21 protein-coding genes are annotated in these 23,240 nt (G+C 58.8%); 4 read left to right on the plus strand and 17 right to left on the minus strand.

Annotated features, from left to right (window positions below):
* Positions 1-13 precede the first annotated feature (13 nt).
* Entirely contained in the window at positions 14-346 is a 333-nt protein-coding gene (locus B3Z17_RS19235) for a hypothetical protein (protein WP_286831592.1), read from the plus strand.
* Here the strand turns inward: B3Z17_RS19235 and B3Z17_RS19240 are convergent.
* The 11 genes from B3Z17_RS19240 to B3Z17_RS19290 all read right to left on the minus strand — a co-directional run bounded on the left by B3Z17_RS19240 (position 343) and on the right by B3Z17_RS19290 (position 13,767).
* Entirely contained in the window at positions 343-2,526 is a 2,184-nt protein-coding gene (locus B3Z17_RS19240) for a tetratricopeptide repeat protein (protein WP_286831595.1), read from the minus strand. The two genes, B3Z17_RS19235 and B3Z17_RS19240, sit on opposite strands and share 4 nt — an antisense overlap.
* 82 nt (positions 2,527-2,608) lie before the next feature.
* The gene (locus B3Z17_RS19245; RefSeq protein ID WP_241493422.1) at positions 2,609-3,082 is read right to left on the minus strand and encodes a transcriptional repressor; all 474 of its coding nucleotides are present in this window, start codon (positions 3,080-3,082) and stop codon (positions 2,609-2,611) included.
* A gap of 95 nt (positions 3,083-3,177) precedes the next feature.
* The gene (locus tag B3Z17_RS19250; protein WP_286831598.1) at positions 3,178-4,488 is read right to left on the minus strand and encodes an amidohydrolase; all 1,311 of its coding nucleotides are present in this window, start codon (positions 4,486-4,488) and stop codon (positions 3,178-3,180) included.
* Between the two features lie 65 nt (positions 4,489-4,553).
* Positions 4,554-5,708 carry a rod shape-determining protein RodA gene (gene rodA / locus B3Z17_RS19255; RefSeq protein WP_082714684.1) on the minus strand — a complete coding sequence of 385 codons (1,155 nt, stop codon included), beginning with the start codon at positions 5,706-5,708 and terminating at the stop codon, positions 4,554-4,556.
* A complete protein-coding gene (gene mrdA / locus B3Z17_RS19260) occupies positions 5,708-7,561 on the minus strand; it encodes a penicillin-binding protein 2 (protein WP_286831602.1) in 1,854 nt (617 codons plus the stop codon). Before mrdA ends, rodA begins: the two co-directional genes overlap by 1 nt.
* Before the next feature lie 2 nt (positions 7,562-7,563).
* Complete coding sequence (locus tag B3Z17_RS19265) at positions 7,564-8,073, minus strand: hypothetical protein (RefSeq protein WP_068307166.1); 510 nt, start codon at positions 8,071-8,073, stop codon at positions 7,564-7,566.
* Positions 8,070-8,867, minus strand: coding sequence for a rod shape-determining protein MreC (mreC, locus tag B3Z17_RS19270; protein WP_286831606.1), 798 nt, complete (start codon positions 8,865-8,867; stop codon positions 8,070-8,072). Before mreC ends, B3Z17_RS19265 begins: the two co-directional genes overlap by 4 nt.
* A 127-nt stretch (positions 8,868-8,994) precedes the next feature.
* Positions 8,995-10,029 carry a rod shape-determining protein gene (locus B3Z17_RS19275; protein ID WP_068153403.1) on the minus strand — a complete coding sequence of 345 codons (1,035 nt, stop codon included), beginning with the start codon at positions 10,027-10,029 and terminating at the stop codon, positions 8,995-8,997.
* 239 nt (positions 10,030-10,268) lie between these two features.
* Entirely contained in the window at positions 10,269-11,090 is an 822-nt protein-coding gene (locus tag B3Z17_RS19280; protein WP_286831609.1) for a CPBP family intramembrane glutamic endopeptidase, read from the minus strand.
* Positions 11,091-11,238: 148 nt separating this feature from the next.
* Positions 11,239-12,804 carry a 2-isopropylmalate synthase gene (locus B3Z17_RS19285; RefSeq protein ID WP_286831611.1) on the minus strand — a complete coding sequence of 522 codons (1,566 nt, stop codon included), beginning with the start codon at positions 12,802-12,804 and terminating at the stop codon, positions 11,239-11,241.
* Between the two features lie 390 nt (positions 12,805-13,194).
* On the minus strand, positions 13,195-13,767 hold the full coding sequence (locus B3Z17_RS19290) for a GNAT family N-acetyltransferase (RefSeq protein ID WP_286831613.1): 573 nt from the start codon (positions 13,765-13,767) through the stop codon (positions 13,195-13,197).
* A gap of 104 nt (positions 13,768-13,871) precedes the next feature.
* Between B3Z17_RS19290 and B3Z17_RS19295 the strand changes: the two genes are divergently transcribed.
* Positions 13,872-14,954, plus strand: a complete 1,083-nt coding sequence (locus B3Z17_RS19295) for a serine hydrolase domain-containing protein (protein WP_286831615.1) — start codon at positions 13,872-13,874, stop codon at positions 14,952-14,954.
* Positions 14,955-15,002: 48 nt separating this feature from the next.
* Here the strand turns inward: B3Z17_RS19295 and B3Z17_RS19300 are convergent, their stop codons facing one another.
* From B3Z17_RS19300 to miaA, 5 genes are all read right to left on the minus strand, one after another.
* The gene (locus B3Z17_RS19300; protein WP_286831617.1) at positions 15,003-15,524 is read right to left on the minus strand and encodes an outer membrane beta-barrel protein; all 522 of its coding nucleotides are present in this window, start codon (positions 15,522-15,524) and stop codon (positions 15,003-15,005) included.
* A gap of 158 nt (positions 15,525-15,682) precedes the next feature.
* On the minus strand, positions 15,683-16,702 hold the full coding sequence (gene ilvC, locus B3Z17_RS19305) for a ketol-acid reductoisomerase (protein WP_068307178.1): 1,020 nt from the start codon (positions 16,700-16,702) through the stop codon (positions 15,683-15,685).
* A gap of 91 nt (positions 16,703-16,793) precedes the next feature.
* On the minus strand, positions 16,794-17,306 hold the full coding sequence (ilvN, locus tag B3Z17_RS19310) for an acetolactate synthase small subunit (RefSeq protein ID WP_068307803.1): 513 nt from the start codon (positions 17,304-17,306) through the stop codon (positions 16,794-16,796).
* Between the two features lie 54 nt (positions 17,307-17,360).
* On the minus strand, positions 17,361-19,175 hold the full coding sequence (gene ilvB / locus B3Z17_RS19315) for a biosynthetic-type acetolactate synthase large subunit (protein ID WP_286831620.1): 1,815 nt from the start codon (positions 19,173-19,175) through the stop codon (positions 17,361-17,363).
* Between the two features lie 251 nt (positions 19,176-19,426).
* Positions 19,427-20,371 (minus strand): tRNA (adenosine(37)-N6)-dimethylallyltransferase MiaA, encoded by a 945-nt coding sequence (gene miaA / locus B3Z17_RS19320; protein WP_241493423.1) that lies wholly within the window; start codon positions 20,369-20,371, stop codon positions 19,427-19,429.
* A gap of 37 nt (positions 20,372-20,408) precedes the next feature.
* On the opposite strand from miaA, the gene serB reads away from it, so the two are divergent.
* On the plus strand, positions 20,409-21,296 hold the full coding sequence (serB, locus tag B3Z17_RS19325; RefSeq protein WP_286831622.1) for a phosphoserine phosphatase SerB: 888 nt from the start codon (positions 20,409-20,411) through the stop codon (positions 21,294-21,296).
* A gap of 9 nt (positions 21,297-21,305) precedes the next feature.
* Entirely contained in the window at positions 21,306-21,599 is a 294-nt protein-coding gene (locus tag B3Z17_RS19330; protein WP_286831624.1) for a YciI family protein, read from the plus strand.
* 74 nt (positions 21,600-21,673) lie between these two features.
* On the opposite strand, the gene B3Z17_RS19335 is transcribed toward B3Z17_RS19330, so the two are convergent.
* Positions 21,674-23,146 carry a Do family serine endopeptidase gene (locus B3Z17_RS19335; protein WP_286831626.1) on the minus strand — a complete coding sequence of 491 codons (1,473 nt, stop codon included), beginning with the start codon at positions 23,144-23,146 and terminating at the stop codon, positions 21,674-21,676.
* Positions 23,147-23,240 lie beyond the last annotated feature (94 nt).

Below are 23,240 nucleotides of genomic sequence, written 5' to 3' on the forward strand. Positions count from 1 at the left end.
GGCATACCTCGGGATGCCCCTGTTACGCAGAATGGCCCTTTTGGGCATCCCCATTTATGGGCTTTTTCTGGTGATTGTACCCTACGCTTTATCTTGGCCTGTCAAGCATTGGTGGGTGCTGATTCTCCTGTACCCATTCATTATTCTTCTTGCCTGGCTGTCAGAACGCAAAGACCGGGTTTGGTGGCGTGAAGGCATGACGTGGAAAGAGAGTGGTGAAGTCGATGTCAAGCGCCCCCGCAAGAAACGCCCGAAATGGGAAATGCCAATTCTTTATTTTGGATTTGTGTGCCTTGCACTTGCAGCAGGTCTTGAAATCTTTTTCTCTCTGACGACAAGAAGCTAAAGCCTCAAGACCTTTGGCTCCAGGAAACGGGTAGCCCATTCAGCAACATCCAGGCCGTCTGGCGCGAGCTCGGCGGCCTTTTGGTGCGCGGCTTCTGCTTCTTGCCCTCGGTCACCCTGACGGTCCAGGAATTCGGCCATCATCGCCCAGGGCTCGAAATTGCCGGGTTCCAGTTCAATTGCGCGATCAAAAGCTTCCTCGGCCAGCGTCACATCGCCCGCGCTATAGAACAGGAAACAGCCATAGGCCCGCCAGGCGTGGCTGTCTTCACTGTCCATCTCTAGCGCGCGTTCATAATGCTCGACAGCTGCATCCTCACGCCCGATGGCATAGCGCACCAGTCCGATATCGCAGTCGGTCGTTGTGCAATCACTTTGCTTGGTTGCGGCCTCAAGAAGTGCTTCCTCTGCCGCCTCCAGATCACCCAGGTCATACAGCAACACTTCACCATAGGTGTGCCAGGCATAATGGTCGTCCGGCGCCAGCTCGACAGCCTTTTGCAGTTCCGAAAGGGCCGCAGATGGGTCAGCGGACGTATATCTGAGCACCTGACCATAAAGCACCCGGCAATAGGCGCTATCCGGGTCGCGCTGCACCAGCTGCTTGGCGTGGTCGGCAACCAGGTCCGGCCGGTACAGGCGGAAAACCCCCATCCAGACGATATCGGTGAGCACATCAATGCTGCCGGGAGACAGGTCAAGCGCGCGCATCAGCACCTGCCAGGTCTCACCAACATCAGATTCGCTCATCAGCAACAGGCGCCCGAGCCGTGCCCAGGCGAAGCCGTAATCAGGGCTGATGCGGATGGCCTGGCGGAAATGATATTCTGCGGCTTCGACATCTTCCTTATGCTCAAAATTCAAAGCGCCCAGCATGGCGTGGGCCCAGTCATAGTCCGGATCCAGCTCGACAGCCTTCTTGAACCAGGCCTCCGCCTCGTCCATCTGGCCAGCCCCGTGATAAAGCGCCTGCCCCATATGGGTTGCGACCCACGGGCTGTCGTGGGCGATCTCCGCCGCTTTTGCGAGATAGGCGATGCCTTCCTCGACGTCATCGAGAACTTCCCAGTGCAGCCAACCAAGGCGGGCCAGCACATCAAAGTCACGGCTGTCGATCTCAAGCGCCCGCTTGTAGGCTTCCACAGCGCGCTTCGGGTCTCCGAGTGCCGCCTGATACAGCATCCCGAGCTGGCGGTATACAACCGGGTCATCCGGCACCAGCTCCACCAGTTTCTGGTAGGCGCGCAGGGCCTTGCGTGGCCGGTTCATATGTTCTTCATAGAGTGTCGCAAGCGCATAAAGCGTCGGCACGTCCTGCGGCTCCAGCGCTTCGGCACGCAACAGGGCTTCTTCGGCCTTTTTGGGCCGATCACCCATTTCCATGCGCACGAAGCCCAGATGGAAATAGGCCCACTGATAATCCGGCCACAGCTTTACGGCGGCGGTCAGTTCAGTTTCAGCGCCAGCGAGGTCTTCGCTCTGACGGTACAGGGACCAGCCAAGCCAGCCGCGGTAATAGCACTCGCCAGGGTCCAGCGCGATGGCGCGGCGGAGCATGCTCTGGCCTTCCTTCACCCGGCCCATGAAATCCGCCAGCATGATGCCCAGCTTGCCCCAGGCCCAATCGTCTGTCGGGTCTTCCTCAATAGCGCGGCGGAAGGCGACCTCTGCTTCCGCATATTGATGCAGATTCACGCTCAGCAGGTGGCCATACTGGGACCACGCCCAGGTGTCAGACGGGTCAATCTGCAGCATGGTTTCCCAGGCCTGCTTTGCCACAGGCCAGTCTTCCCGCGCTTCGGCAGCCCGCGCTTCGCTGATCAGTCGTTCCTTGCCGTCTGCTGGCGCCATGTGCGGCAGCGACAGGTTCCGTTCACGCCGGGTCTTGTTTGGCGCCACGGTGGCACGCTCACCCAGGCTTGTCTGGGCATCGGCTGCGTCTGTATCCTTGGGGTCCAGATTCTGGGCCTTGTCATAGGCGTCCGACGCCTCGCCCCGGCGGCCTGGCAGAACCGACAGCACATCACCCAGCATATGCCAGCCAGCGGCGGACTTTGGCGTGATCTTGAGCACCGCGCGCGCAGTGGTTTCCGCCTGCGCGAAGTCACCTGTCGCCAGTTGATGCGCCGCGAGCGCCAAAAACTCTTTCGCGGTGGTATTGATGTCTAGAAGTTCTGCCATAAGACAATGGGCTTTAGCGGCAGACCGCCAAAAACTCTAGCGAAATCTGCCGTCTGGCCAGATTGGAAATCCTGATAAGGGTTTAGGCCGCGCGCGCGTCCTTCTGGCAGTCCGCGCAAACACCGTGCAGTTCAAGCGTTTGCCTGCGAATCTTGAAGCCTGCGTCCGTCGCGGCGCCCATAACAGCTGCGCCAAGGGCATCGGATGTAACCTCGCGGACATTCTCGCATTTATCGCAAATCAGGAACTGGCTGACATGGTCATCACCCGGATGCGGGCAACCGATGTATGCGTTCAGCGATTCGATCTTGTGCACCAGCCCTTCTTCCATGAGGAAGTCGAGCGCCCGGTAAACGGTTGGCGGCTTCGCGGAACCGCCCTCGGTGGCCAGTTGATCAAGAAGGTCATAGGCCTTAACAGCCTTGTGGCCCTGCCAGATCATTTTCAGAATGCGGCGACGCAGGTCTGTAAAACGCGAGCCATGCTCAGCGCAGACGCGCTCGGCTTCCGCGAGGGCATCGTCGATGCAAATGCTATGATCATGTGAATGGGCCACTGTCTTCCCCTGAAAGTTTGATCTTGTTGCTATCTTAACCATATCCGGGCCGGGATTCCAGCCCGGACATGATGTTATAGGTTCACAAGCCTGTGCTATTTCTTGCCCAGAAGCGAAAGGGCCGCTGTGGTCATGGCCTCGACCCCGCCCTTGATCGTGGGTTCAGGCTGTGGTGCGAAGGAGGCGGAATGCAGGCTTGGCAGCTTCATTTCGCCCTTCTGCGCAGCTTCATAATCATCTTCCGGCACACCGCCCAGCCAGAAAATCAGGCTCGGAATTTTCTCGTCCGTCCGGCCATAAAGGGCGAAATCTTCCGCGCCCATCACCGGCGTCAGCACATGCACCCGGTCTTCGCCCAGTGCGGCTGCAAGCGTGTCAAAGACTTCGCCTGTCAGGTCCGGGTCATTATAGGTCGCGGGCGTGCTTTCGCTTACGGTCATGGTGGGCCACATATCCTCCGGCAGGCCGATAGACATAGCCTGGGCGTTGGCGATGCGCTGGATACCGTCCAGAAGCCGCTTCCGCACGTCGTCCTTGTAGGACCGCACGGTCAACTGGAGGTGCGCACCGTTGGAGATGATATTATGCTTGGTGCCCGCGTGGACCGACCCCACGGTCACCACCGCAGCGTCCAGCGGCGAGGTTTCGCGCGACACCAGCGTCTGCAGCGCCACCACAATCTGGGACGCCAGCACCACCGGGTCTTTTGTGGTGTGCGGGTAAGCACCATGGCCGCCGATACCTTTGATCGCCACATCCACGGTATCCACATTCGCCAGCGCATAGCCCTTGGCCATGCCGACATCGCCCGCCTTCATGCTGGCGCTGACATGAAGCGCGATATTATGGTCCGGCTTCGGGAACTTGGTGAACAGGCCTTCCTTGATCATGGCTTCAGCACCCAGCACGCGTTCTTCCGCCGGTTGGCCAATCATCACCAGTGTCCCGGCCCACCTGTCTTTCATCGCGGCCAGGCGGCGCGCGGTGCCAATAAAGCTGGTCATATGGATATCATGGCCGCAAGCATGCATCACCGGCACTGTCTTGCCCTTGTCATCCACGGTTGTTGCGGTGCTGGCATACGGCAGGCCCGTTTGTTCCTGCACCGGCAGCGCATCCAGATCCGTCCGGATCAGAAGCGTCGGGCCGTCGCCGTTCTTCATCACGCCTACCAGGCCGTGGCCGCCGAAATTCTCGGTCACGTCAAAGCCCACCGTGCGGAGTTCCTCAGCAATGCGCGCAGCGGTCTTTTCTTCCTGCAGCGAAATTTCAGGGTTCAGGTGAAGGTGGGTATAGAGCGCCTGAAGGTATTCATAGTCCGCGCTGACAGCGTCTGTCAGGTCGCCCGCAAAAACAGGGGCGTTCAGGCAAGCCGCTAGTGCGGTGCCGATAATCAGTTTTTTCATTATATATCCTCCCAGATGGCTAGGAAGATACAATGAATTCAAAGTCAGGCAAGGCCGGATTTCGATCAGGCAAGGCCGCTGCCTTTGGGGGCCAGCGTCACGTGCCGGTGAATCGCGACAGACAGGATCAAGCCGTAAGCGATCATCCAGGTCAGCATAGCCGAACCGCCGTAGGAAATCATCGGCAGCGGCACGCCGACCACAGGCATCAGGCCCATCACCATGGCGACATTAATCATCACATAAAGGAACAATGTGATGGACATGCCTCCTGCCATCAGACGACCGAACTGGCTGCGGCAGCCAAGCCCCATCAGAAGGCCATAGCCAAGCACAATTCCGTACAGCAGCAGTGTGATAACAGCGCCGATCAGGCCAAATTCCTCGGCCAATACAGTGAAGATGAAATCGGTTTTCATTTCCGGCAGGAAGTTCAGCTGGCTCTGTGTGCCCCCAAGGAACCCTTTTCCGGTCATACCGCCGGACCCGAGCGCGATCTTGGATTGGGTAATCTGGTACCCCGCCCCAAGGGGGTCAGCTTCAGGATTCAGGAAGGTCAGCACCCGGTCTTTCTGATAGTCGCGCAGGAACTGCCATACAATCGGCACGGCAGCTGAAACGGCAACGCCTGCCGCGATGAAAAGCCACGCTGGCAGGCCCGCCAGGAACAGGATGGCCATACCGCCCATCACGATCATCAGGGCGGTCCCTAGGTCCGGCTGGCGGTACACCAGCGCCACAGGAACCAGCATCAGCATCACAGGCACAAACAGGGACCTGAGGCTGCGGCTTTGATCATAGTTGCGGCCATGAAAATAGCGCGCCAGCGCCATCACCACTGCTATTTTCATCAGTTCCGATGGCTGCAGCCGCATAAAGCCAATGTCCAGCCAGCGCTGGCCACCCATACCGGTTGACCCAACCACTTCCACCGCCAGAAGAAGCCCTATGCCAATCGCCCAGGCGGGATAGGCAAAGGCCATCCAATAGCGAATATCGATTACCGCAATCACCAACATCAACACCAGCGCGCCAGCAAACCGGGCAGCCTGGCGCGATGCCCAGGGGTCCCAGTCACCGCCAGCAACGGAATAAAGCATGGCGAACCCGATACAGGCGATCAGGCAGTTGATCAGCACCATGCTCCAGTTGAGGCTGAGAAGCCGCTGCAGTGGGTTCTTGTCCACCCGGCGCGGGCCGAACATGCGTGCGGTACCCATCAGGCTTCTCCCTCTGTCGGCTGGGCCGGTTCTTCCGGTTTCGGCTTCATCAGGTCCAGTGTCTTGTCCATGATGGCGCGCGCAATCGGTGCCGCAACAGATGAGCCCCCGCCGCCATGCTGCACCAGCATACCGATGGCCACCTGTGGGTCTTCCACCGGTGAATAGCCGATAAACAGCGCATGGTCGCGCATGGCCCAGGGCAGTTCATCATTGTCGCGCACGCCCTCAAGGTGCTCGCTTTCGCTGATACGCCGGACCTGCGCTGTGCCGGTTTTGCCTGCCTGTTTTGGGGCATTCTTGGGCCTGCGATAGTCGTGCGCGGTGCCGCCCACCTCCATCACCATTTCCATGCCCCGCCGGGCAATACGCATATGAAGCGGGTTGGCGTCCATGGCGGCAAAGGATGTGTCTGGGGCGTCCGTCTCCAGATCCTTGCTCACCAGCGACGGTTCAAGCTTGTAGCCGGAGGCCAGCCGCGCGGTCATCACCGCCAGCTGCAGCGGTGTGGCCAGCAAGGCACCCTGCCCAATGGCCACATTGAGGGTCTCGCCGCCGTGCCAGGGCTCATTCCGGGCCGCGCGTTTCCAGGCGGGGTCCGGCACAAGGCCTTCCTTCTCGCCGTCGATCCCCAGGTCAAAACGCTGCCCCAGGCCGAAGCGGCGCAGCATATCGGCCATGGCCTCGATGCTCAGGTCTTCTGCAATCTTGTAGAAATAGACATCACAGCTGTTGGAAATGGCGCCCTTTAGGTCCAGCTTGCCGTGGCCGCCGCGCTTCCAGCAGCGGAAGGTGCGGTTGCCGAACCGGTGCCTGCCATTGCAGTAATGCTCTGTCTCTTCTGTCACCACGCCCTGCTCGAGCGCGGCCAGTGCGATAATGGGCTTCACGGTTGATCCGGGTGGATAGAGGCCCGAGACCGCCTTGTTGATCAGCGGCTTCCTGGGGTCCTTCAGCAGGGCCTGCCAGTTCTCATTACTGATGCCGCGGGTGAACTCATTCGGGTCAAACGACGGCGTGGAGGCGAGCGACAGGATTTCCCCGGTCTTGGCATTCATCACCACGGCGCCGGCCGCTTCTTCACCCAGTTGTTCCATCACGAACTTCTGCAGGTCGATATCCAGCGTCAGCTGCAGGTCGTTGCCCGCCTGCGATTCTTGCCGGGGTGGCAGTTCACGAATTTCGCGGCCCACCGCGTTCACTTCAACCCGCCGGGTGCCCGCAGAGCCCCTGAGGCGGTTCTCATAGCGGCGCTCAAGCCCTTGTCGGCCAACCTTGAAGCCCGGCAGCTGATACAGCGGGTTCGCGGCCACTTCTTCCTCGCCAGGGCTTGCCAGATAGCCAATAAGATGCGCGATCTCATTGCCGCTTGGGTAAAAGCGGGACAGGCCCGCATCGGTCACCACGCCCGGCAGGTCCGGCACCGCCACATTGACGCGGGCAAAGGTGCGCCAGTCCAGGCCCTGGGCCACGGTAATTGGCACAAACTTGCGTTGGCGCTTGATCTGGCGCTCAAGCCGCGCGATGCGGCGCTCGTCAAGCCGAACAACACGGCCGATTTTTTCAAGCGTACCGGCGATCTCATCGGCTTGTTCCGGGATCATGAAAACGCGGAAATCCGGGCGGTTGGTCGCCAGCTTGCGGCGGTTGCGGTCAAAAATCTCGCCCCGTTCCGGTGCGATCAGGCGCAGCGCCACGCGGTTTTTCTCCGCCCGCAACTTGTATTTCTCGCCCTGCACGACAGACAGATAATACAGCCGGCCGCCAAGCGCCGTCAGCACCAGCCCCTGCGCCCCGGCAAGCAAGAGCGCCCGCCTGCTGAAAACCTGGTATCGAAGACCTTCTCTTGCCATCCCTACATCGCTGCCCGTCTAAGACGCCCAAGCACGAACCCAACCGGCGCGTAGGAAAAGACAGTGATGACCCACTGCAGCGCCAGCGGTTCGGGCGGCAGCATTGTGCCATAAACAAGCGAGATAAGCAGCCAGGACAAAAGATAGAGGCCGAGCGACAGGACCGCGAAGATCACCCAGTGCACCAACCGACTGCGGCCCTTATAGTGTTTGAGCTGATTAAGGACGAACAGCCGCGTCAGCAAGAGCAGGATCATATTCAGCCCCATGGGCACATCAAGCCATAGGTCCAGCAGGAAGCCAAGCACCGCACAGGCACCGTAAGGCATCAGGATCGGCCGTGATGACAGCCAATAGAAAACCGAGATCAGCGCCAGGTTCGGCATGGCGATATTGGCCGCCCCTGTGCCCAGTGGCAGCATCATGAAGATAACCATGACAAAGCAGGCAATCAGCGGAACAAACCCGGCGAAGCCAAAGGATGCCATTGCTGGGCGGCGTGCTGCGTTCATTCTTCACCCTCCGCTGGCGCTTCCGGCTGGATGACTTCTTCCGGAACGGGCTGGTAGGCCATCACCCGCACATAATCGAGCTTGCCCAGAAGACCGAGCGGCTCCAACAGGATAAAGTCGTCAACCACATCAACCACACGGGCCACGGGCAGATCCGGTGGGAATGCCCCGCCATGGCCGGATGTCAGCAGGCGGTCCCCTACTTTCACCTGCACACCCTGCGGCAGGAAGCGCAGGCGCAGGAGGCTCTCGTTCTGGCCTTCGGCGATTGCAAGATCACCCGTGCGTTCAAGCCGCACAGGCACCCGGCTGTTGATATCCGTCAGCAACAGGACACGGCTGGTCCAGCGCCCCACCTGGATCACACGGCCCACAACGCCGGTTTCATCCACCACAGGGCTGCCGCGCTTCACGTCATCGGACGAGCCTGCCCCAATGAGCACGCTGCGCTCAAACGCACCGCCACCAACACCGATCACACGGGTGGTGGCTGCGGGTGGTACTTCACGGCCCGGTACCTTGAGCATGCCACGCAGGCGTTCGTTTTCGCGGCTCAGCTGCATGGCTGCTTCGCGCCACTGGCGAAGGCGGTCGTTTTCGTCCCGGAGCGTTTCGTTTTCAAGATAGATGTCGGACACACCGGCGATACGCTCAAGCCCGGCCTGAACGGCGCGGATCGGCTGCTCGAGCACCCTCAGAACGGGCGCGACAAAATCGTTGGCGTAAGCGCGGATCTGGTGCGGCACACCAGAGCCGATCCATTCAAAGGCAAGAAGCGCGATGGCGACCAGCATATACGGCCAAAACCCACCCTTCGCCTTGCCGCTACGGCGAAAGCGAGGGGATGAAGACAGGTTAGCAGAGTGCAGTGTCGGACTCAGCGTTCAACCTCCCGAGGGTTTGGAGTGTGGCCTGAACCGGTTAATAGCTTTCCGTCAGGACCAGGCGCAGGGTTGGATCCTCAAGCGCGCGGCCAGTACCGAGGGCCACACAGGTAAGCGGCTCTTCTGCAATAGTTACCGGCAGGCCAGTTGCCTTACGGATAACAGTGTCCAGGTCCTTGAGCATCCCGCCGCCACCTGTCAGCACAACGCCGCGGTCGACGATGTCAGCCGCCAGCTCTGGTGCTGTCTGCTCCAGCGCAACCTTCACGCCTTCCACAATCTGGCTCACGGGCTCGGAAAGCGCTTCGGCAACCTGAAGCTGGTTTACTTCGAGTTCCTTTGGCACGCCGTTCATCAAATCGCGGCCCTTGATGGTCATGGTCATGCCCACGCCGTCTTCCGGTACCAGCGCAGTGCCGATTTCCTTCTTGATGCGTTCAGCCGTGGCTTCACCAATCAACAGGTTGTGATTACGGCGGATGTAGGCGATCAGGGCTTCGTCCATCTTGTCGCCGCCCACGCGCACGCTGGTGGCAAACACGATGCCCGAAAGCGACAGAACGGCCACCTCGGTCGTACCGCCGCCGATATCCACAACCATGGACCCCTGTGGTTCGGTTACCGGCAGGCCAGCACCAATGGCCGCGGCCATGGGCTCGTCAATCAGATACACCTTGCGCGCGCCAGCTTGTTCGGCAGATTCCTGAATGGCCTTGCGCTCAACGGCTGTAGAGCCGGACGGCACACACACAACAACCTGTGGGCTTGCAAACGACCGGTTATGAACCTTCTGGATAAAGTGCTTGATCATCTGCTCGGCGACATGGAAGTCGGCGATCACGCCGTCACGCAGCGGACGGATGGCCTGAATGCCTGAAGGCGTACGGCCCAGCATCAGCTTGGCTTCATCACCCACCGCCAGCACGCGGTCTCGGCCATGTTCACTCTTGATCGCAACAACCGAAGGTTCGTTCAGCACGATCCCCCGGCCCTTCACGTAAACAAGTGTGTTGGCTGTACCAAGATCAATCGCCATATCTGACGAAAACATGCCGAGCAGCTTTGATAGCATTTAACCCTCTTATCCTGAAAGCTTGACTGAAATTTTCATCCTGCGGGCTGGCGCGGGCCGACACACAGGTCCATCTGCGGTTATGGGCCAGATATGGTGAAATCACAAGAGGCTTGACGCAAGATAGTCCCATATTTTGCTTTTTTTTGGAGCCAGCCGCGCCAGATCCGCAAAATGTGGCCTAAGTCTGTAAAATTGTAGACTTTTTAGGGCATCGACACACCACAGGTGGTACCGCGTCAGGCCCAGCCCGCAGCCACAAGGATGCTGAAAATGACATTATTGAGCATGTGCAGGGCAATCGCCGCATAGACGCTTGAAGTGCGCTCATAAACGTAACCGAGTCCCGCGCCGATAATGAAATATACAGGCAGCAACATCAGGCTGCCGTGGATGGCGGCGAACACAAGCGCCGCGACTGAAATCGCCCCCCACGCGGGCAGCTGGCGCCTGAGCGCAGACTGCAGATAGCCGCGAAAGACCACTTCTTCCACCACAGGTGCCACAAAAGCAGCCAGCAGGAACATCAGCACGGTCGCTACCGACGCCCCGGCCGCAGCTGCCTGGTCAAAGACCTGCTCTGCGCCGCCACGGGGCAAACTGCCGGGAATGAGCTCCTCAAGCGCACCGGCATAAAGACCGCCAAGGACACGCGTCAGGAAAAAGACCCCAACGATCAGAAGGGCTGTCTGTTCCAAACTCATGCGGCTGGGCCTGAGGCCGATCTGGGCCGGAAATGCGGGCCCAAAGCGGGTGATGTCTGCCCGCACCCACAGATAGGTGACAAGGCTGCTGAGCCCAAGCGCCAGCGCTAACACAAGCGGCCTGTTCTGCTCTGCCAGCCCTGGTATGCCGAAAGCAGCGCCAATGAACTGGGCCATGACACTGAGCACAATGGCGAAAACAAACTGGCTGACAAACAAGACAGCAAAGGCGCCAAATCCGCGCCGGACGGTCAGCTGATAGGGCATGTCGCCGCTGGCGCCCCGGCGCCTCGGCCCTTCCCCTTGCGTGACCCGCATGTCACTTGGCGTTGCCTGCGCAACACTCTCGACCTGCATTACCCGTCCCCTGCTCGTCCCCGTCAGAAATGATGCGACACATTAAGCACTTCGGTTTTTTGTGACAACACGAATATTTTCAACCCATAAGGGCATAAAAAAGGGCGCCTCACTGGCGCCCTTGCTTGGTTCGTTCATGAACCTGTGGCTACTTTGCGGCAACAACCTTGGCAGCTTCATCCGGCGCTTTCTTCTCGCGCTTGACCAGAAGCTTGTTGACCGCCGACACATAGGCCCGCGCCGCAGCCGTGACCGTGTCTTCGTGCGCACCCTGCCCGTTCACTGTGCGGCCGCCCTCTTCAAGACGCACCGTGCATTCAGCCTGGGCGTCTGTGCCCTGCGTTACCGCATGCACCTGGAAAAGCTGCAGGTGCGGTTCCATGCCGATCAGGTCCTTGATGGCGTTGAAGGCCGCATCCACCGGGCCGGAGCCATAGGTGACCGTCTTGGCCTTGTCGCCGTCGATCGCCATGGTGAGGTTCGCAACCGCTTCACCGTTCGATGAACTGTAGGTATTGAGGCTGATCACCTGCATGCGGTTGGCCCAGGTGGCCACCTCGTCATCCACAAGCGCGACGATATCCTCGTCATAGATGTTCTTCTTGCGGTCGCCCAGTTCCTTGAAGCGGCGGAAACATTCCTGGAACGCGTTGTCCCCGAGCTCATAGCCCAGGTCCTTCAGCTTGTCAGCGAAGGCATGACGGCCAGAGTGCTTGCCCATGGTCAGGACAGATTTGGTCACGCCCACGCTCTCGGGCGTCATGATCTCATAGGTCTCGGCCGCCTTCAGCACACCGTCCTGATGGATGCCGCTTTCGTGCGCGAAGGCGTTGGCACCCACAATGGCCTTGTTGTTCTGGACCGTGAAGCCCGTAACGGTAGAGACAAGCTTTGATGCCCGCATGATTTCTTCAGACTTGATCCGCGTGTGATACGGCATCACATCGCCGCGGGTCTTCAACGCCATCACAATCTCTTCCATTGCGGCGTTACCGGCACGTTCGCCAATGCCGTTGATGGTGCATTCCACCTGACGCGCACCGCCCGCCACCCCGGCAAGCGAGTTGGCAACCGCAAGGCCCAGGTCATTATGGCAGTGGGTGGAGAAGATCGCCTTGTCCGAATTCGGCACGCATTCGATCACCGCCTTGAACATATCCATATATTCCTGCGGGGTCGCGTAACCCACAGTATCCGGCAGGTTGATGGTGGTGGCCCCCGCCTTGATCGCGGTCTCGACCGCACGGCAGAGGAAATCGATTTCGGTGCGGGTGGCGTCCTCAGCGGACCATTCCACATCATCCGTGAAGGTGCAGGCCCGGCTGACAGAGCCGTGGATCGCTTCGATCACCGCTTCAGGCTCCATCTGCAGCTTCACCTTCATATGAAGCGGACTGGTGGCAATGAAGGTGTGGATGCGGCCACTGTTGGCTGGCTTGATGGCTTCGCCGGCGCGGTCAATGTCGCCAAGGGCGGCGCGGGCGAGCGAACAGACAGTGCTGTCCTTGATCTCAGTTGCGATACGGTTCACGCATTCGAAATCACCGTTGGAGGCAATGGCGAACCCGGCTTCAATCACATCCACGCGCATGGCCTCGAGCACGCGGGCGATCTGCAATTTTTCTTCCAGGGTCATGGAGGCGCCGGGCGATTGCTCGCCGTCGCGCAAGGTGGTGTCAAATATTCGCACACGGTTTGCTTCACTGTGTGACATGGCATTATTCCCGATATTTCTAGTAACGATCTGAATGAATAACTTCAGCTGGCATTACCCTTAAGCACCCGAGCACAAATGTGCCTCAGCCTGCGATGCTCAAGGGCCGATAAGTCGGCCCGCACCGAGGAGCGATAGACCAGCGAGTAGGAGGGTAAGGAGGAGGCCGGAAGCAAGAACGACACGCGTGAAATCCGCCGACGCCTGTTTGGATACGGCGATGGCTTTTGCCTGTCTCTTTTGTGGTGTCCGACCGTTCATCCGTCTTAGACCCCTTGCAAATCCCAAAGTTTCAGGCGTTTCCGCCCAAGAAAAGTAGGAGTATCATATTATTTTATAATCGCAAGAGGCAAAATTTGGAAATTTTATTTCAAATAGTAACAAGAGAAACTATTCTTTATTGCGAGAAATGAGATCCTGCACTTCCAGCTCATACTCCTGTTCGTCGCACCATTCACCTTTGACAAACGTGCGCTTCAGCTGCACCGGCCCTTTCGCTTTGAAGCCCACACGCTCCAGCACACGGCCCGACGCCGGATTGCGCACATCAATGTCAGCAGAGAATTTCGAGACCTTCAGGGGCGTCACCAAGGCGGGCAAGAGTGCCCTGAGTGCCTCAGTCATATAGCCCTTGCCCTGACCCTTCGGGCTGAGCGTATAGCCAATGCGCACATTGCCCAACCCTTCCGGCGTCACACCGTTGCCAACGCCGATGTCACCAACAGGTCCGCCCGTCGCCTTTTCCACGATCATCAGCTGGTAATAGGCGCCTTCGGGGAAAGGCGCCAGCGACGCCTGCTCGTGGCAGAATCGCTCGGCTTCCTCAATCGGGTACGGGCAATCCCACAGCGTGTAGCGCGCCACGGCCGGGTCATTGCGCCACCCATGGAAGGCCACAGCGTCGTCTTCGCGAAACTTGCGCAGCGTCAGCCGCTCCGTCAATATGGGGAGAACCTCAATCATTGGGATGACAATAATTAGCCCTTCGAAAATGTCACGACCGTAATTGACGCCAACCGGATTTTCTGTGTAACGATATTACATAAGTCATCAAAAAGGGGGTTTTCATGAGGATACTGTCTGTAGCTGCCGCGCTGCTTTTGGGGCTCAGCCACACTGTGCAAGCGACGACAATCGATGAGGCAGTTTCCAAAATCGACCGTCTTGTGCACCAGCACACCGAAGACGGTAAGTTTTCCGGCACCGTCCTGATCGCGAAAGGCGATGAGGTTCTTTATGAAACCGCCACCGGCTTAGCGAGCCAGCGCTTCGATGTGCCAAACACACTCGAAACCCGATTCAACATGGGCTCGGGAACAAAAATGTTCACGGCCATTGCCACCTTGCAACTTGTGCAAGCTGGTGAGCTGCAGCTAACCGACACGCTGGATAAGTACGCCGATGAAAGCTGGCTCCCGCGTGAGATCAGCAGCAAAATCCAGATCCAGCATCTGCTGACCCACGCGTCAGGCCTTGGCAGCTATTTCACGGACGAATTTTTCGAGGCAAGTCGGTACAAGTATAAAGCCATTGAGGATTACAAGCCTCTGGTTGTCGTGGATAAGCTGGAGTTCGAACCCGGCACGGACTACCGATACAGCAACAACGGCATGCTTCTGCTTGGAGTTGTCATCCAATCCGTGTCCGGCAAAAGCTATTATGATTATATCAGCGACCACATATATGCGCCTGCAGGCATGCAAAACTCCGGCTGCTTCCCAACAGACATGCCCTTCAAGAATGTTGCTATCGGCTATCATGCCACAGACAAAAGCCCCGTCGGATACGCCAGCAACGTGGTCTACAAACCGCTGAGAGGCGGCCCCGCCGGTGGCTGTTTTTCCAACGTGCATGATCTGCAACGGTTCGCGAACGCCCTAACCAGCCACAAGCTTCTGGATAAACAATTCACGGACATGCTTTTCACGCCTAAAGCGGAGTTCCACCAAGAACCTTATGGGTATGGTTTCAAGGTTGCCGGCACACCGGATGACCGCATTGTTGGCCACAGCGGGGGCTTTTACGGCGTCAGCGCGAACCTGGATATCTATCTGGATCGTGGCCTTATGGTCGCCGTGCTGTCCAATTTAAGTAGCGCCGCTCACATCTTGCGGCCAAAAATCAGGGAAATTCTGGCTACAGTGGATTAAAAAAGGGCGGCTCAACCGGGCCGCCCTCTGTATTCGTCTTTGCCGAGCCTAGAAGCTCACGAGAAGGCCTGCTTTGATGCGGTAGGTGGCTTCGCCTGCGGGCTTGGCATAGTCGGCACCCACGCGGAACGACAGCAGGTCGCTGAACTGGTGCTCAATGCCCACGCCAAAGCGCACGTCGTCAGAGTGGGTCGATCCCACGGTGTCGATGGTGTCATAGTTGACGCTCATATAACCGATGGAGCCGTAAACCATATTCTGGTCGTCATCACCAAAGATAATGCCGGCGATGCCAGTAATGTCCCATTCACCACCGAAATCGGTAATGGCGCCGCCCACGTCACGGGTGCCGTCGACATGGCTGCCGTACGCGCCCTCAACGCCCACGACCACATAAGGCACGGGTTCCATGCGGTAGCCGATCACGCCGCCCACCAGTACCGACTGGTCGCTTAGGTCGACCGCGCTTTCAATGCCACCATAAAGGCCGCTGAAGTCACCGGCGACGGCCGATGGTGCAAATGCCAGCGCTGCCGACAGGGATAGACCTGCGAGTGCAAATTTCGTCATGGGATGCTCCTGTTGTCCTCGAAACTGGGGGAGCCCTAGCAGCTCCGCCTGACCCAGTAAATCGATCTTTCGCTGATACGCCCGCTTCAAGGCAAAAAAAGGGCGACCCCAGGAGTGGGCCGCCCATGATCTCTAATAGCTAGAGCAGTCTAAGGGGGTTAGTTTTTCGCCTTGTCGACCAGTTGGCCCTCTTTCATCCATGGCATCATGCCACGGAGCTTGGTGCCCACTTCCTCGATCGGGTGGCGCTGTGCGAGGCCACGGTGGGCCTTCAGCTCAGGGTTGCCGGCGGCGTTATCCAGCATGAAGTCCTTCACGAAGCGGCCTTGCTGGATGTCTTCCAGAACGCGCTTCATTTCGGCCTTGGTTTCTTCGGTGATGATCCGTGGGCCGGTTTTATAGTCACCATACTCGGCGGTGTTCGAGATGGAGTAGCGCATGTTGGCGATACCACCTTCATAGATCAGGTCCACGATCAGCTTCACTTCATGGAGGCACTCGAAGTATGCCATCTCTGGCGCGTAGCCTGCTTCGGTCAGCGTCTCGAAGCCAGCCTTGATCAGCTCGCTGACGCCGCCACACAGAACGGCCTGCTCGCCGAAGAGGTCGGTTTCGCACTCTTCCCGGAAGTTGGTTTCAATGATGCCCGAGCGGCCGCCGCCGATGGCGGAAGCGTACGAGAGGCACAGGTCATGGGCTTTACCGGATGCGTCCTGATGAACGGCGATCAGGCACGGCACACCCTTGCCCGCGGCATACTGGCTGCGCACCGTGTGGCCCGGGCCCTTTGGTGCAACCATGATCACGTCCAGGTCTTCGCGTGGCTCAATCAGGCTGAAGTGGATATTGAGGCCGTGGGCAAACATCAGCGCCGCACCTTGCTTCATGTTGGCATGCAGTTCATCGCGGTAGATGGCGGCCTGATGCTCGTCCGGCGCCAGAACCATCACCATGTCGGCCTCTTTGGCGGCCTCAGTGGCAGTCATGCATTCAAAGCCTGCGGCTTCAGCCTTCTTGCGCGTGGACGAGCCTTCGCGCAGCGCCACGATCACGCGGGAGACGCCACTGTCGCGCAGGTTGCCTGCGTGGGCATGGCCCTGGCTGCCGTAACCAACGATGGCAACCGTCTTGTCTTTCACCAGATTAACATCGGCATCACTATCAAAATAAACTCGCATCTCAACTATCCTTTTGGTGGGCGTGCGCCCGTCAAAACAATTCAATTCACGGCGCCCCGGCAGGCCGGCATGCCAAATTCAGTAAAACCGCCTAAAGGCCGGATTGCCCGCGCGACAGCGCCACGGCACCCGTCCGGGCAACCTCCACAAGTCCAAGTTCGCTCATCAGGTCCACGAACGCGTCCAGCTTGTTCGCGGCACCCGTAAGCTCAAATACAAAACTATCGCGGCTGGCATCCACCACCTGCGCGCGGAAGGCTTCCGCCAGGCGAAGGGCCTCAACCCGCTTTTCGCCGACACCCGCAACTTTCACCAAAGCCAGGTCCCGGCTGACGAAATCGCCTTCGATTGTCAGGTCCGCCACCTTGTGCACAGGCACCAGGCGGTCCAATTGGGCCTTGATTTGTTCGATCACCATGCGCGTGCCGGATGTCACAATCGTGATCCGGGACGTCTCGTGGCTCGTGTCCACCGTTGACACAGTCAGGCTTTCAATATTGTAGCCGCGGCCTGAGAACAGACCGATCACACGCGCCAGCACACCCGCCTCGTTATCCACGATAACACTGATGGTATGTACTGCGATTGGGCCAGTTTCTTTCATATTTGCGCCGTCCATCTTGCTGATTACTCTTCCACTTTCAGATTAAACACCAAATCACACAACTGCCAGTGCTTCGTCGTCTTTTGGTTTCGCAATCACGTCACCCGCCAGCAGCATCTCATTGTGCGCCGCGCCCGCAGGCACCATCGGGAAACAGTTTTCAATCTTGGCCACGCGGCAATCCAGCAGAACCGGGCCATCATGGTTGATCATCTCCTGAATGGCGTCATCCAGCTTGGCCGGGTCCTCAACGGACATGCCCTTGATGCCGTACGCTTCCGCCAGCTTCTCGAAGTCAGGCAGGCTATCGGAGTAGCTGTGCGAACGACGACCGTCATAGGAAAGGTCCTGCCACTGGCGCACCATGCCCATATATTCATTGTTCATGATGAAGATTTTCACCGGCAGCTGATACTGGGAAATCGTGCCCAGTTCCTGCAGGTTCATCTGGAAGCTGGCGTCGCCCGATACGTCAATGCACAAGCGGTCCGGGAAGGCGATCTGTGCGCCAATGGTGGCCGGCAGGCCATATCCCATGGTGCCCAAACCACCAGACGTCAGCCAATGGTTCGGCTTGTCGAACTTCAGGAACTGGGCCGCCCACATCTGGTGCTGGCCCACTTCGGTGGCGATAATGGCTTCCTTGCCGTCGATATAATGCTGCAGCCGCTCCAGCGCTTTCTGCGGCATGATCATCTCATCACTGTCGGCATAGGCCAGACAGTCTTTCATGCGCCAACGCTCGATCTGGTCCCACCAAGCCACCAGCGGCGGCTGTTTGTCGCCCAGCTTTTCTTCTTTCCAGATTGCGATCAGGCGCTTCAGCGCGCTGGCCGCATCCGCGATCACGGGAATATCCACAGCAACATTCTTATTGATGCTGGACAGGTCAATATCCACCTGGATTTTGGTGGAGCCCGGCGAGAAGCCGTCGATCTGGCCGGTTACCCGGTCATCGAAGCGCGCACCAATCGCCAGCATCACGTCGCAGTCATGCATCGCGTGGTTTGCCTCCCACGTGCCGTGCATCCCGAGCATGCCCAGGAACTGATGGTCCGATGCCGGGAAAGCCCCCAGTCCCATCAGGGTACTGGTTACCGGCATGCCGGTCATTCTGGCGAATTCTGTCAACAGTTCCGACGCCTCTGGCCCCGCGTTGATGATGCCGCCGCCCGAGTAGATGATCGGCCGCGCGCCGTTCGCCAGCGCGTACGCCGCTTTCCTGAGCGCAGCCTCGTCGCCATCAACCTGCGGGCGGTATGTGCGGTGTTCACGGTGACCGCTGCGCGCGTATGGCGCCTTTTCGATCTGAACGTCCTTGGGCATGTCGATCACAACAGGGCCCGGACGACCGTTCGTGGCCACATAGAAGGCCTCATAGATCACGTCAGGCACCAGCGCCGTGTCTTTCACCAGATAGTTATGCTTGGTGCAGGGACGCGTGATACCAACGGTGTCGGCTTCCTGGAAGGCGTCGTTACCAATCAGGTGGCGGGCAACCTGCCCGGTGATGCAGATGATTGGGATACTGTCCAGCATGGCGTCCGTCAGGCCGGTCACGGCGTTCGTTGCCCCCGGGCCTGAGGTCACCAGAACAACGCCCGGCTTGCCGGTCGTGCGCGCATAGCCTTCGGCCGCGTGAACCGCCGCCTGCTCGTGGCGCACCAGGATATGCTGGATCTTGTCCTGCTTGAAAATCTCGTCATAGATGGGCAGCACAGCGCCGCCCGGATAACCGAAAATGGTGTCGACGCCTAGGTCCACCAGCGCCTTAAGGATCATTTGCGCGCCACTCATGGGTGCGTTTGCTGCCTCGTCGCCTGGTGCCCCGGTCGCTGCCGGGTCCTGTATCGTCTTAGTCGATGCCATCGTTCGTTTCCGTTTGCAATTTATCCAACCTTGCCTGCCCTCACAGGCTACCCAGTCCTTGGTTCCGTAACGGAAAACCACCTTGCAAACACGGGGCCAGTTGCAGGCCCCCAGTAAGAGTTGGGGGCGCTCTGGGAGCGCCCCCGGGGTGGGTCTCGTCACAGTAGGAGCCGTCTTGGGCAAAAGGCTCCAGGTATCGGCACCTGGGCTGGCGTGGTGCCGATAGGGTCGTTTTATTGTACGAAAATTACTCAGTCAACCGCTTTTGTGATCTTTTTGTTCAAAAAATCCCGGTAGTCGCTTTCCGAAAATTGCGCAGGAAAGCGATCCCAATGGCCAAACTGGTTTCTGAACCATGTTAATTGGCGTTTGGCGAAGCGTCTGGTTTGCATCTTGGCGTCCTCAACCGCTTCCTCAAGCGACAGGCCACCCCGGCGATGGGCAATCAGGCTGGGCACGCCCAGCGCACGCATCAAAGGCAGGCTGGGGTCCAGCTCGCGCGCGATCAGGGCGTCCAGTTCTTCCCATGCACCGCTTTCCAGCATCAGGTCGAAGCGCCGGTTGCAGCGGTCGTAAAGAACATCCCGCGGCGGATCGAGCACAATCTTGGTGAGAAGCCCTGCGTCATCCACCGCCTGCATGGGGCCAGGCGGGGTATCAGCCTGCCAGGCGCTGATGGGTTTGCCTGTGGCGCGGTAGACCTCAAGCGCGCGACAAATTCGCTGGCTGTCGCCCGGGAACAGGCGCTCTGCTGTTACTGGGTCTACTTCAGCAAGCTCCTTGTGCAGCAGCTCACTGCCCTCCCGGTCACACCGGGCCCGAACGGCCGCGCGGATGTCGTCGGGGATTTCCGGAATCACCGCCATGCCGGTCAGAAGCGTCTTGAAATAAAGGCCGGTGCCGCCGATCACGATCGGGGTCTGGCCGTTCGCCCAGGCCGCTTCAATCTCAACCATGGCGTCTTCGGCCCAACTGGCGGCGCTTGAGACTTCAGTAGCGTCCAGATAGCCATATAGCTTATGTGGCGCCCGCGCCTCCTCTTCCTCACTCGGGCGCGCGGTGATCACCCGCAGATCGCGGTATACCTGCATGCTGTCAGAATTAATGATGACACCATTAAGATCTTCTGCGAGACGGAGCGATAAAGCCGACTTGCCGCTGGCGGTTGGACCTGCAATAAAAAGGGCTCGTTTCAAGGCAACCTCAAAGCCAGTAATGTAAGGACGTTCCTCCATGGATATCGCTTTAACCCTTGTCGTCAACCCTGACTGTTCCTTAAGCCTCGAAAAGATCGAAGACGGGATCGAAGCCATCAAGGCAACAGGCACACCAAAGCGCCATACCTTAAGCGAGGGAAAGGCCGTGGATCTGATCTTTGAAGGCGACCTGAATATCCGCAATCAGATTGAAGACGCGCTCAATGATATCGACGGACTGGACTGGTGCCTGCAACCGGCCGAGGGCCGGAAGAAGAAAATGATTCTCGCGGATATGGATTCGACCATGATCACCGTCGAATGCATCGACGAGCTGGCAGACTTCATCGGCGTCAAAGGCAAGGTGGCCGCCATCACTGAAGCCGCCATGCGCGGCGAGCTGGATTTTGAGGCTGCGCTCAAGGAACGGGTGGCGCTGCTGGCCGGGCTTTCCACCGATGCGCTGCAACAGTGCTATGACGAGCGGATCGAGCTGATGGCCGGCGCGCGGGCGCTGGTGCAAACCATGAAGGCGAACGGCGCCTATGCTGTGCTGGTATCCGGCGGCTTCACCTTCTTCACTGAAAAGGTCGCCGCTGCCATCGGGTTCGACATGAACCGCGCCAACATCCTCGGCATTGAAGGCAACGCGCTTACAGGCCTCGTGGAGGAGCCCATTTGCGGCGCAGCCACCAAACTTGAGGCCCTGAACGAACAGGCCGCCAAGCATGGCCTGACGGCAGCTGAGATTCTGGCGGTAGGTGACGGCGCCAACGATATCCCGATGATCGAAGCCGCGGGCCTGGGCGTGGCCTATCACGCCAAGCCGAAAACCCGGGAAGCCGCCGCTGCGGCCGTAACCTATGGTGACCTGACGACGCTCCTGTATTTCCAGGGCTATGCAGACGCCGTTTTTGTGAGCTAGAGCCCCGCTATGCCCGAAAAACAGAATCTGTTCATCATCGACCTTGAGTATCGCACGTCGCGCGAAGATGCCCTACCCTTCATGGAAGACCATCTGGCCTTCGTGCAGAAATATTTCGATGCGGGCACCTTCCTGGCGTCAGGGCCTAAGGTGCCCCTAACAGGCGGCGTGATTATCGCCAAGGCCGAGAGCCGGGAGGCCCTTGAAGCCATCGTCCGGGAAGATGCCTTCCATATCAATGAGTGCTGTCATTACAGCATCACGGAAGTCAGCCCGTCCCGTTCAGTCGAAGGGCTTCTCTAGTCTTCCAAGCTTGGAACAATGAAAAAGGGCCGGTGAAAACCGGCCCTTTTCCTGTTTCAGCACTCTATCGCTGACTATTCTTCTTCGCCCTCATCGCGGTCCTGCATCAGGCGCAGGGAAACGTGGGCCGTGGTGCCGCGGTAGTTCACAAGGAACAGAACCCGCTCGCGACCATCGGCGCGCGCTTCTTCGATGATATCGACGATCTGGGCCGGGTTATCAACCGACTGCTGGTTGACCCGCAGGATCACAGTACCCGGACGGATGCCCTGACGGGCAGCTGGTGCCCGGCGTGCAACACGCAGCACAGCCACGCCTTCCACATCGTCAGCGATTTCATAGCGGCGGCGCAGGGTTTCGTTGAGCGGTGCCAGTTCCATACCTTCAACAAGCTCACGCTCGCTGCGGTCCGGACGGTCGCCCTCACCACCCTGGTCGTCGTCATTGCCCGGCACCATGGCTGCAGGCAGCTCGCCGGTCGTGACTTCAAGGGTTTCCCGCTTGCCCTGACGGATCACTTCAACCTTCACAGGCTTGCCGATCTCGGTGCGTTTCACCAGGATAGACAGGCGGTTACTGTCTTCAACCGTCTTGCCGTCCCATTTGGTGATGATGTCGCCTTCACGAACGCCAGCAGCATCTGCCGGGCTGTTTGGCTCCACGCGGGTTACAATTGCGCCTTCTTCCTGCTCGATGCCCAGGGATTCAGCGAACTCTTCGGTCATCGGCTGAATGCCAACACCCAGCCAGCCGCGACGTACCTTGCCGTGCTCCTGCAGTTCAGCAGTCACGCGGGACGCGTCGTTGGACGGGATCGCAAAACCAATGCCCACATTGCCGCCAGTTGGCGAGAAGATCGCCGTGTTCACGCCGATGACTTCACCCTTCATATTGAAGAGCGGACCACCGGAGTTACCACGGTTGATTGAAGCGTCGGTTTGAAGGAATTCAACATCATTCGAATTGTTGATCGACCGGTTGCGGGCGGAAATGATGCCTGCGGTTACCGTGCCGGCCTGGCCGAACGGGTTACCGATGGCGATTACCCAGTCACCGATACGCTCATCGTCGCTGTCACCCCATTTCACGAACGGGAAATTGTCGCCATTTTCATGTTCAATCTTGAGAACAGCGATATCAGACAACGCGTCGCGGCCAAGGACCGTGGCCGGGAAGTCGTCACCGTCTGCGGTGGTGACCGTGATTTCGTCGGCATCCTCCACCACGTGGTTGTTGGTGATCACGATGCCTTCAGCGGAAATGATGAAGCCTGACCCGAGCGAACGCGCCTCGCGGGGCTCCTGGTCTTCTTCCATGCGGTCACGGAACTGGTCCCACAGGTCACCAAACGGTACGCCTTCCGGCAGGTCTGGCGCCCGGCGGCCGCCACGGCCACGGATCGTTTGCACAGTGGAAATATTCACGACTGCAGGCGAAAGCTTCTCAACCAGGTCGGCGAAGCTGTCTGGAGCGCCGCGAGCAGCAACCGGCCCCATGGAGGTCATGGCTGCCGCCAAAATCATAATGGAAGTGAGCAAAATTTTCATTGTTTTGCCCGACATGTCGGCTGTCGTCCGCGTGTTAATTGCTTTTACTAAGGTGGTGCTCAAGGCACTTACTCCTTCAATTTTTTTTCATCAC

The sequence above is a fragment of the Kordiimonas sp. UBA4487 genome (genome assembly GCF_002389025.1).
GTDB classification, from domain to species: domain Bacteria; phylum Pseudomonadota; class Alphaproteobacteria; order Sphingomonadales; family Kordiimonadaceae; genus Kordiimonas; species Kordiimonas lacus.

What these genes read in the sequence shown, in the direction of transcription:
- B3Z17_RS19235 (WP_286831592.1), top strand. Translation starts at nt 14, where the DNA reads ATGCCCCTGTTACGCAGAATGGCCCTTTTGGGCATCCCCATTTATGGG.
- B3Z17_RS19240 (WP_286831595.1), bottom strand. Translation starts at nt 2,526, where the DNA reads ATGGCAGAACTTCTAGACATCAATACCACCGCGAAAGAGTTTTTGGCG.
- B3Z17_RS19250 (WP_286831598.1), bottom strand. Translation starts at nt 4,488, where the DNA reads ATGAAAAAACTGATTATCGGCACCGCACTAGCGGCTTGCCTGAACGCC.
- rodA (WP_082714684.1), bottom strand. Translation starts at nt 5,708, where the DNA reads ATGGGTACCGCACGCATGTTCGGCCCGCGCCGGGTGGACAAGAACCCA.
- mrdA (WP_286831602.1), bottom strand. Translation starts at nt 7,561, where the DNA reads ATGGCAAGAGAAGGTCTTCGATACCAGGTTTTCAGCAGGCGGGCGCTC.
- B3Z17_RS19265 (WP_068307166.1), bottom strand. Translation starts at nt 8,073, where the DNA reads ATGAACGCAGCACGCCGCCCAGCAATGGCATCCTTTGGCTTCGCCGGG.
- mreC (WP_286831606.1), bottom strand. Translation starts at nt 8,867, where the DNA reads ATGCTGGTCGCCATCGCGCTTCTTGCCTTTGAATGGATCGGCTCTGGT.
- B3Z17_RS19275 (WP_068153403.1), bottom strand. Translation starts at nt 10,029, where the DNA reads ATGCTATCAAAGCTGCTCGGCATGTTTTCGTCAGATATGGCGATTGAT.
- B3Z17_RS19280 (WP_286831609.1), bottom strand. Translation starts at nt 11,090, where the DNA reads ATGCAGGTCGAGAGTGTTGCGCAGGCAACGCCAAGTGACATGCGGGTC.
- B3Z17_RS19285 (WP_286831611.1), bottom strand. Translation starts at nt 12,804, where the DNA reads ATGTCACACAGTGAAGCAAACCGTGTGCGAATATTTGACACCACCTTG.
- B3Z17_RS19290 (WP_286831613.1), bottom strand. Translation starts at nt 13,767, where the DNA reads ATGATTGAGGTTCTCCCCATATTGACGGAGCGGCTGACGCTGCGCAAG.
- B3Z17_RS19295 (WP_286831615.1), top strand. Translation starts at nt 13,872, where the DNA reads ATGAGGATACTGTCTGTAGCTGCCGCGCTGCTTTTGGGGCTCAGCCAC.
- B3Z17_RS19300 (WP_286831617.1), bottom strand. Translation starts at nt 15,524, where the DNA reads ATGACGAAATTTGCACTCGCAGGTCTATCCCTGTCGGCAGCGCTGGCA.
- ilvC (WP_068307178.1), bottom strand. Translation starts at nt 16,702, where the DNA reads ATGCGAGTTTATTTTGATAGTGATGCCGATGTTAATCTGGTGAAAGAC.
- ilvN (WP_068307803.1), bottom strand. Translation starts at nt 17,306, where the DNA reads ATGAAAGAAACTGGCCCAATCGCAGTACATACCATCAGTGTTATCGTG.
- ilvB (WP_286831620.1), bottom strand. Translation starts at nt 19,175, where the DNA reads ATGGCATCGACTAAGACGATACAGGACCCGGCAGCGACCGGGGCACCA.
- serB (WP_286831622.1), top strand. Translation starts at nt 20,409, where the DNA reads ATGGATATCGCTTTAACCCTTGTCGTCAACCCTGACTGTTCCTTAAGC.
- B3Z17_RS19330 (WP_286831624.1), top strand. Translation starts at nt 21,306, where the DNA reads ATGCCCGAAAAACAGAATCTGTTCATCATCGACCTTGAGTATCGCACG.
- B3Z17_RS19335 (WP_286831626.1), bottom strand. Translation starts at nt 23,146, where the DNA reads ATGAAAATTTTGCTCACTTCCATTATGATTTTGGCGGCAGCCATGACC.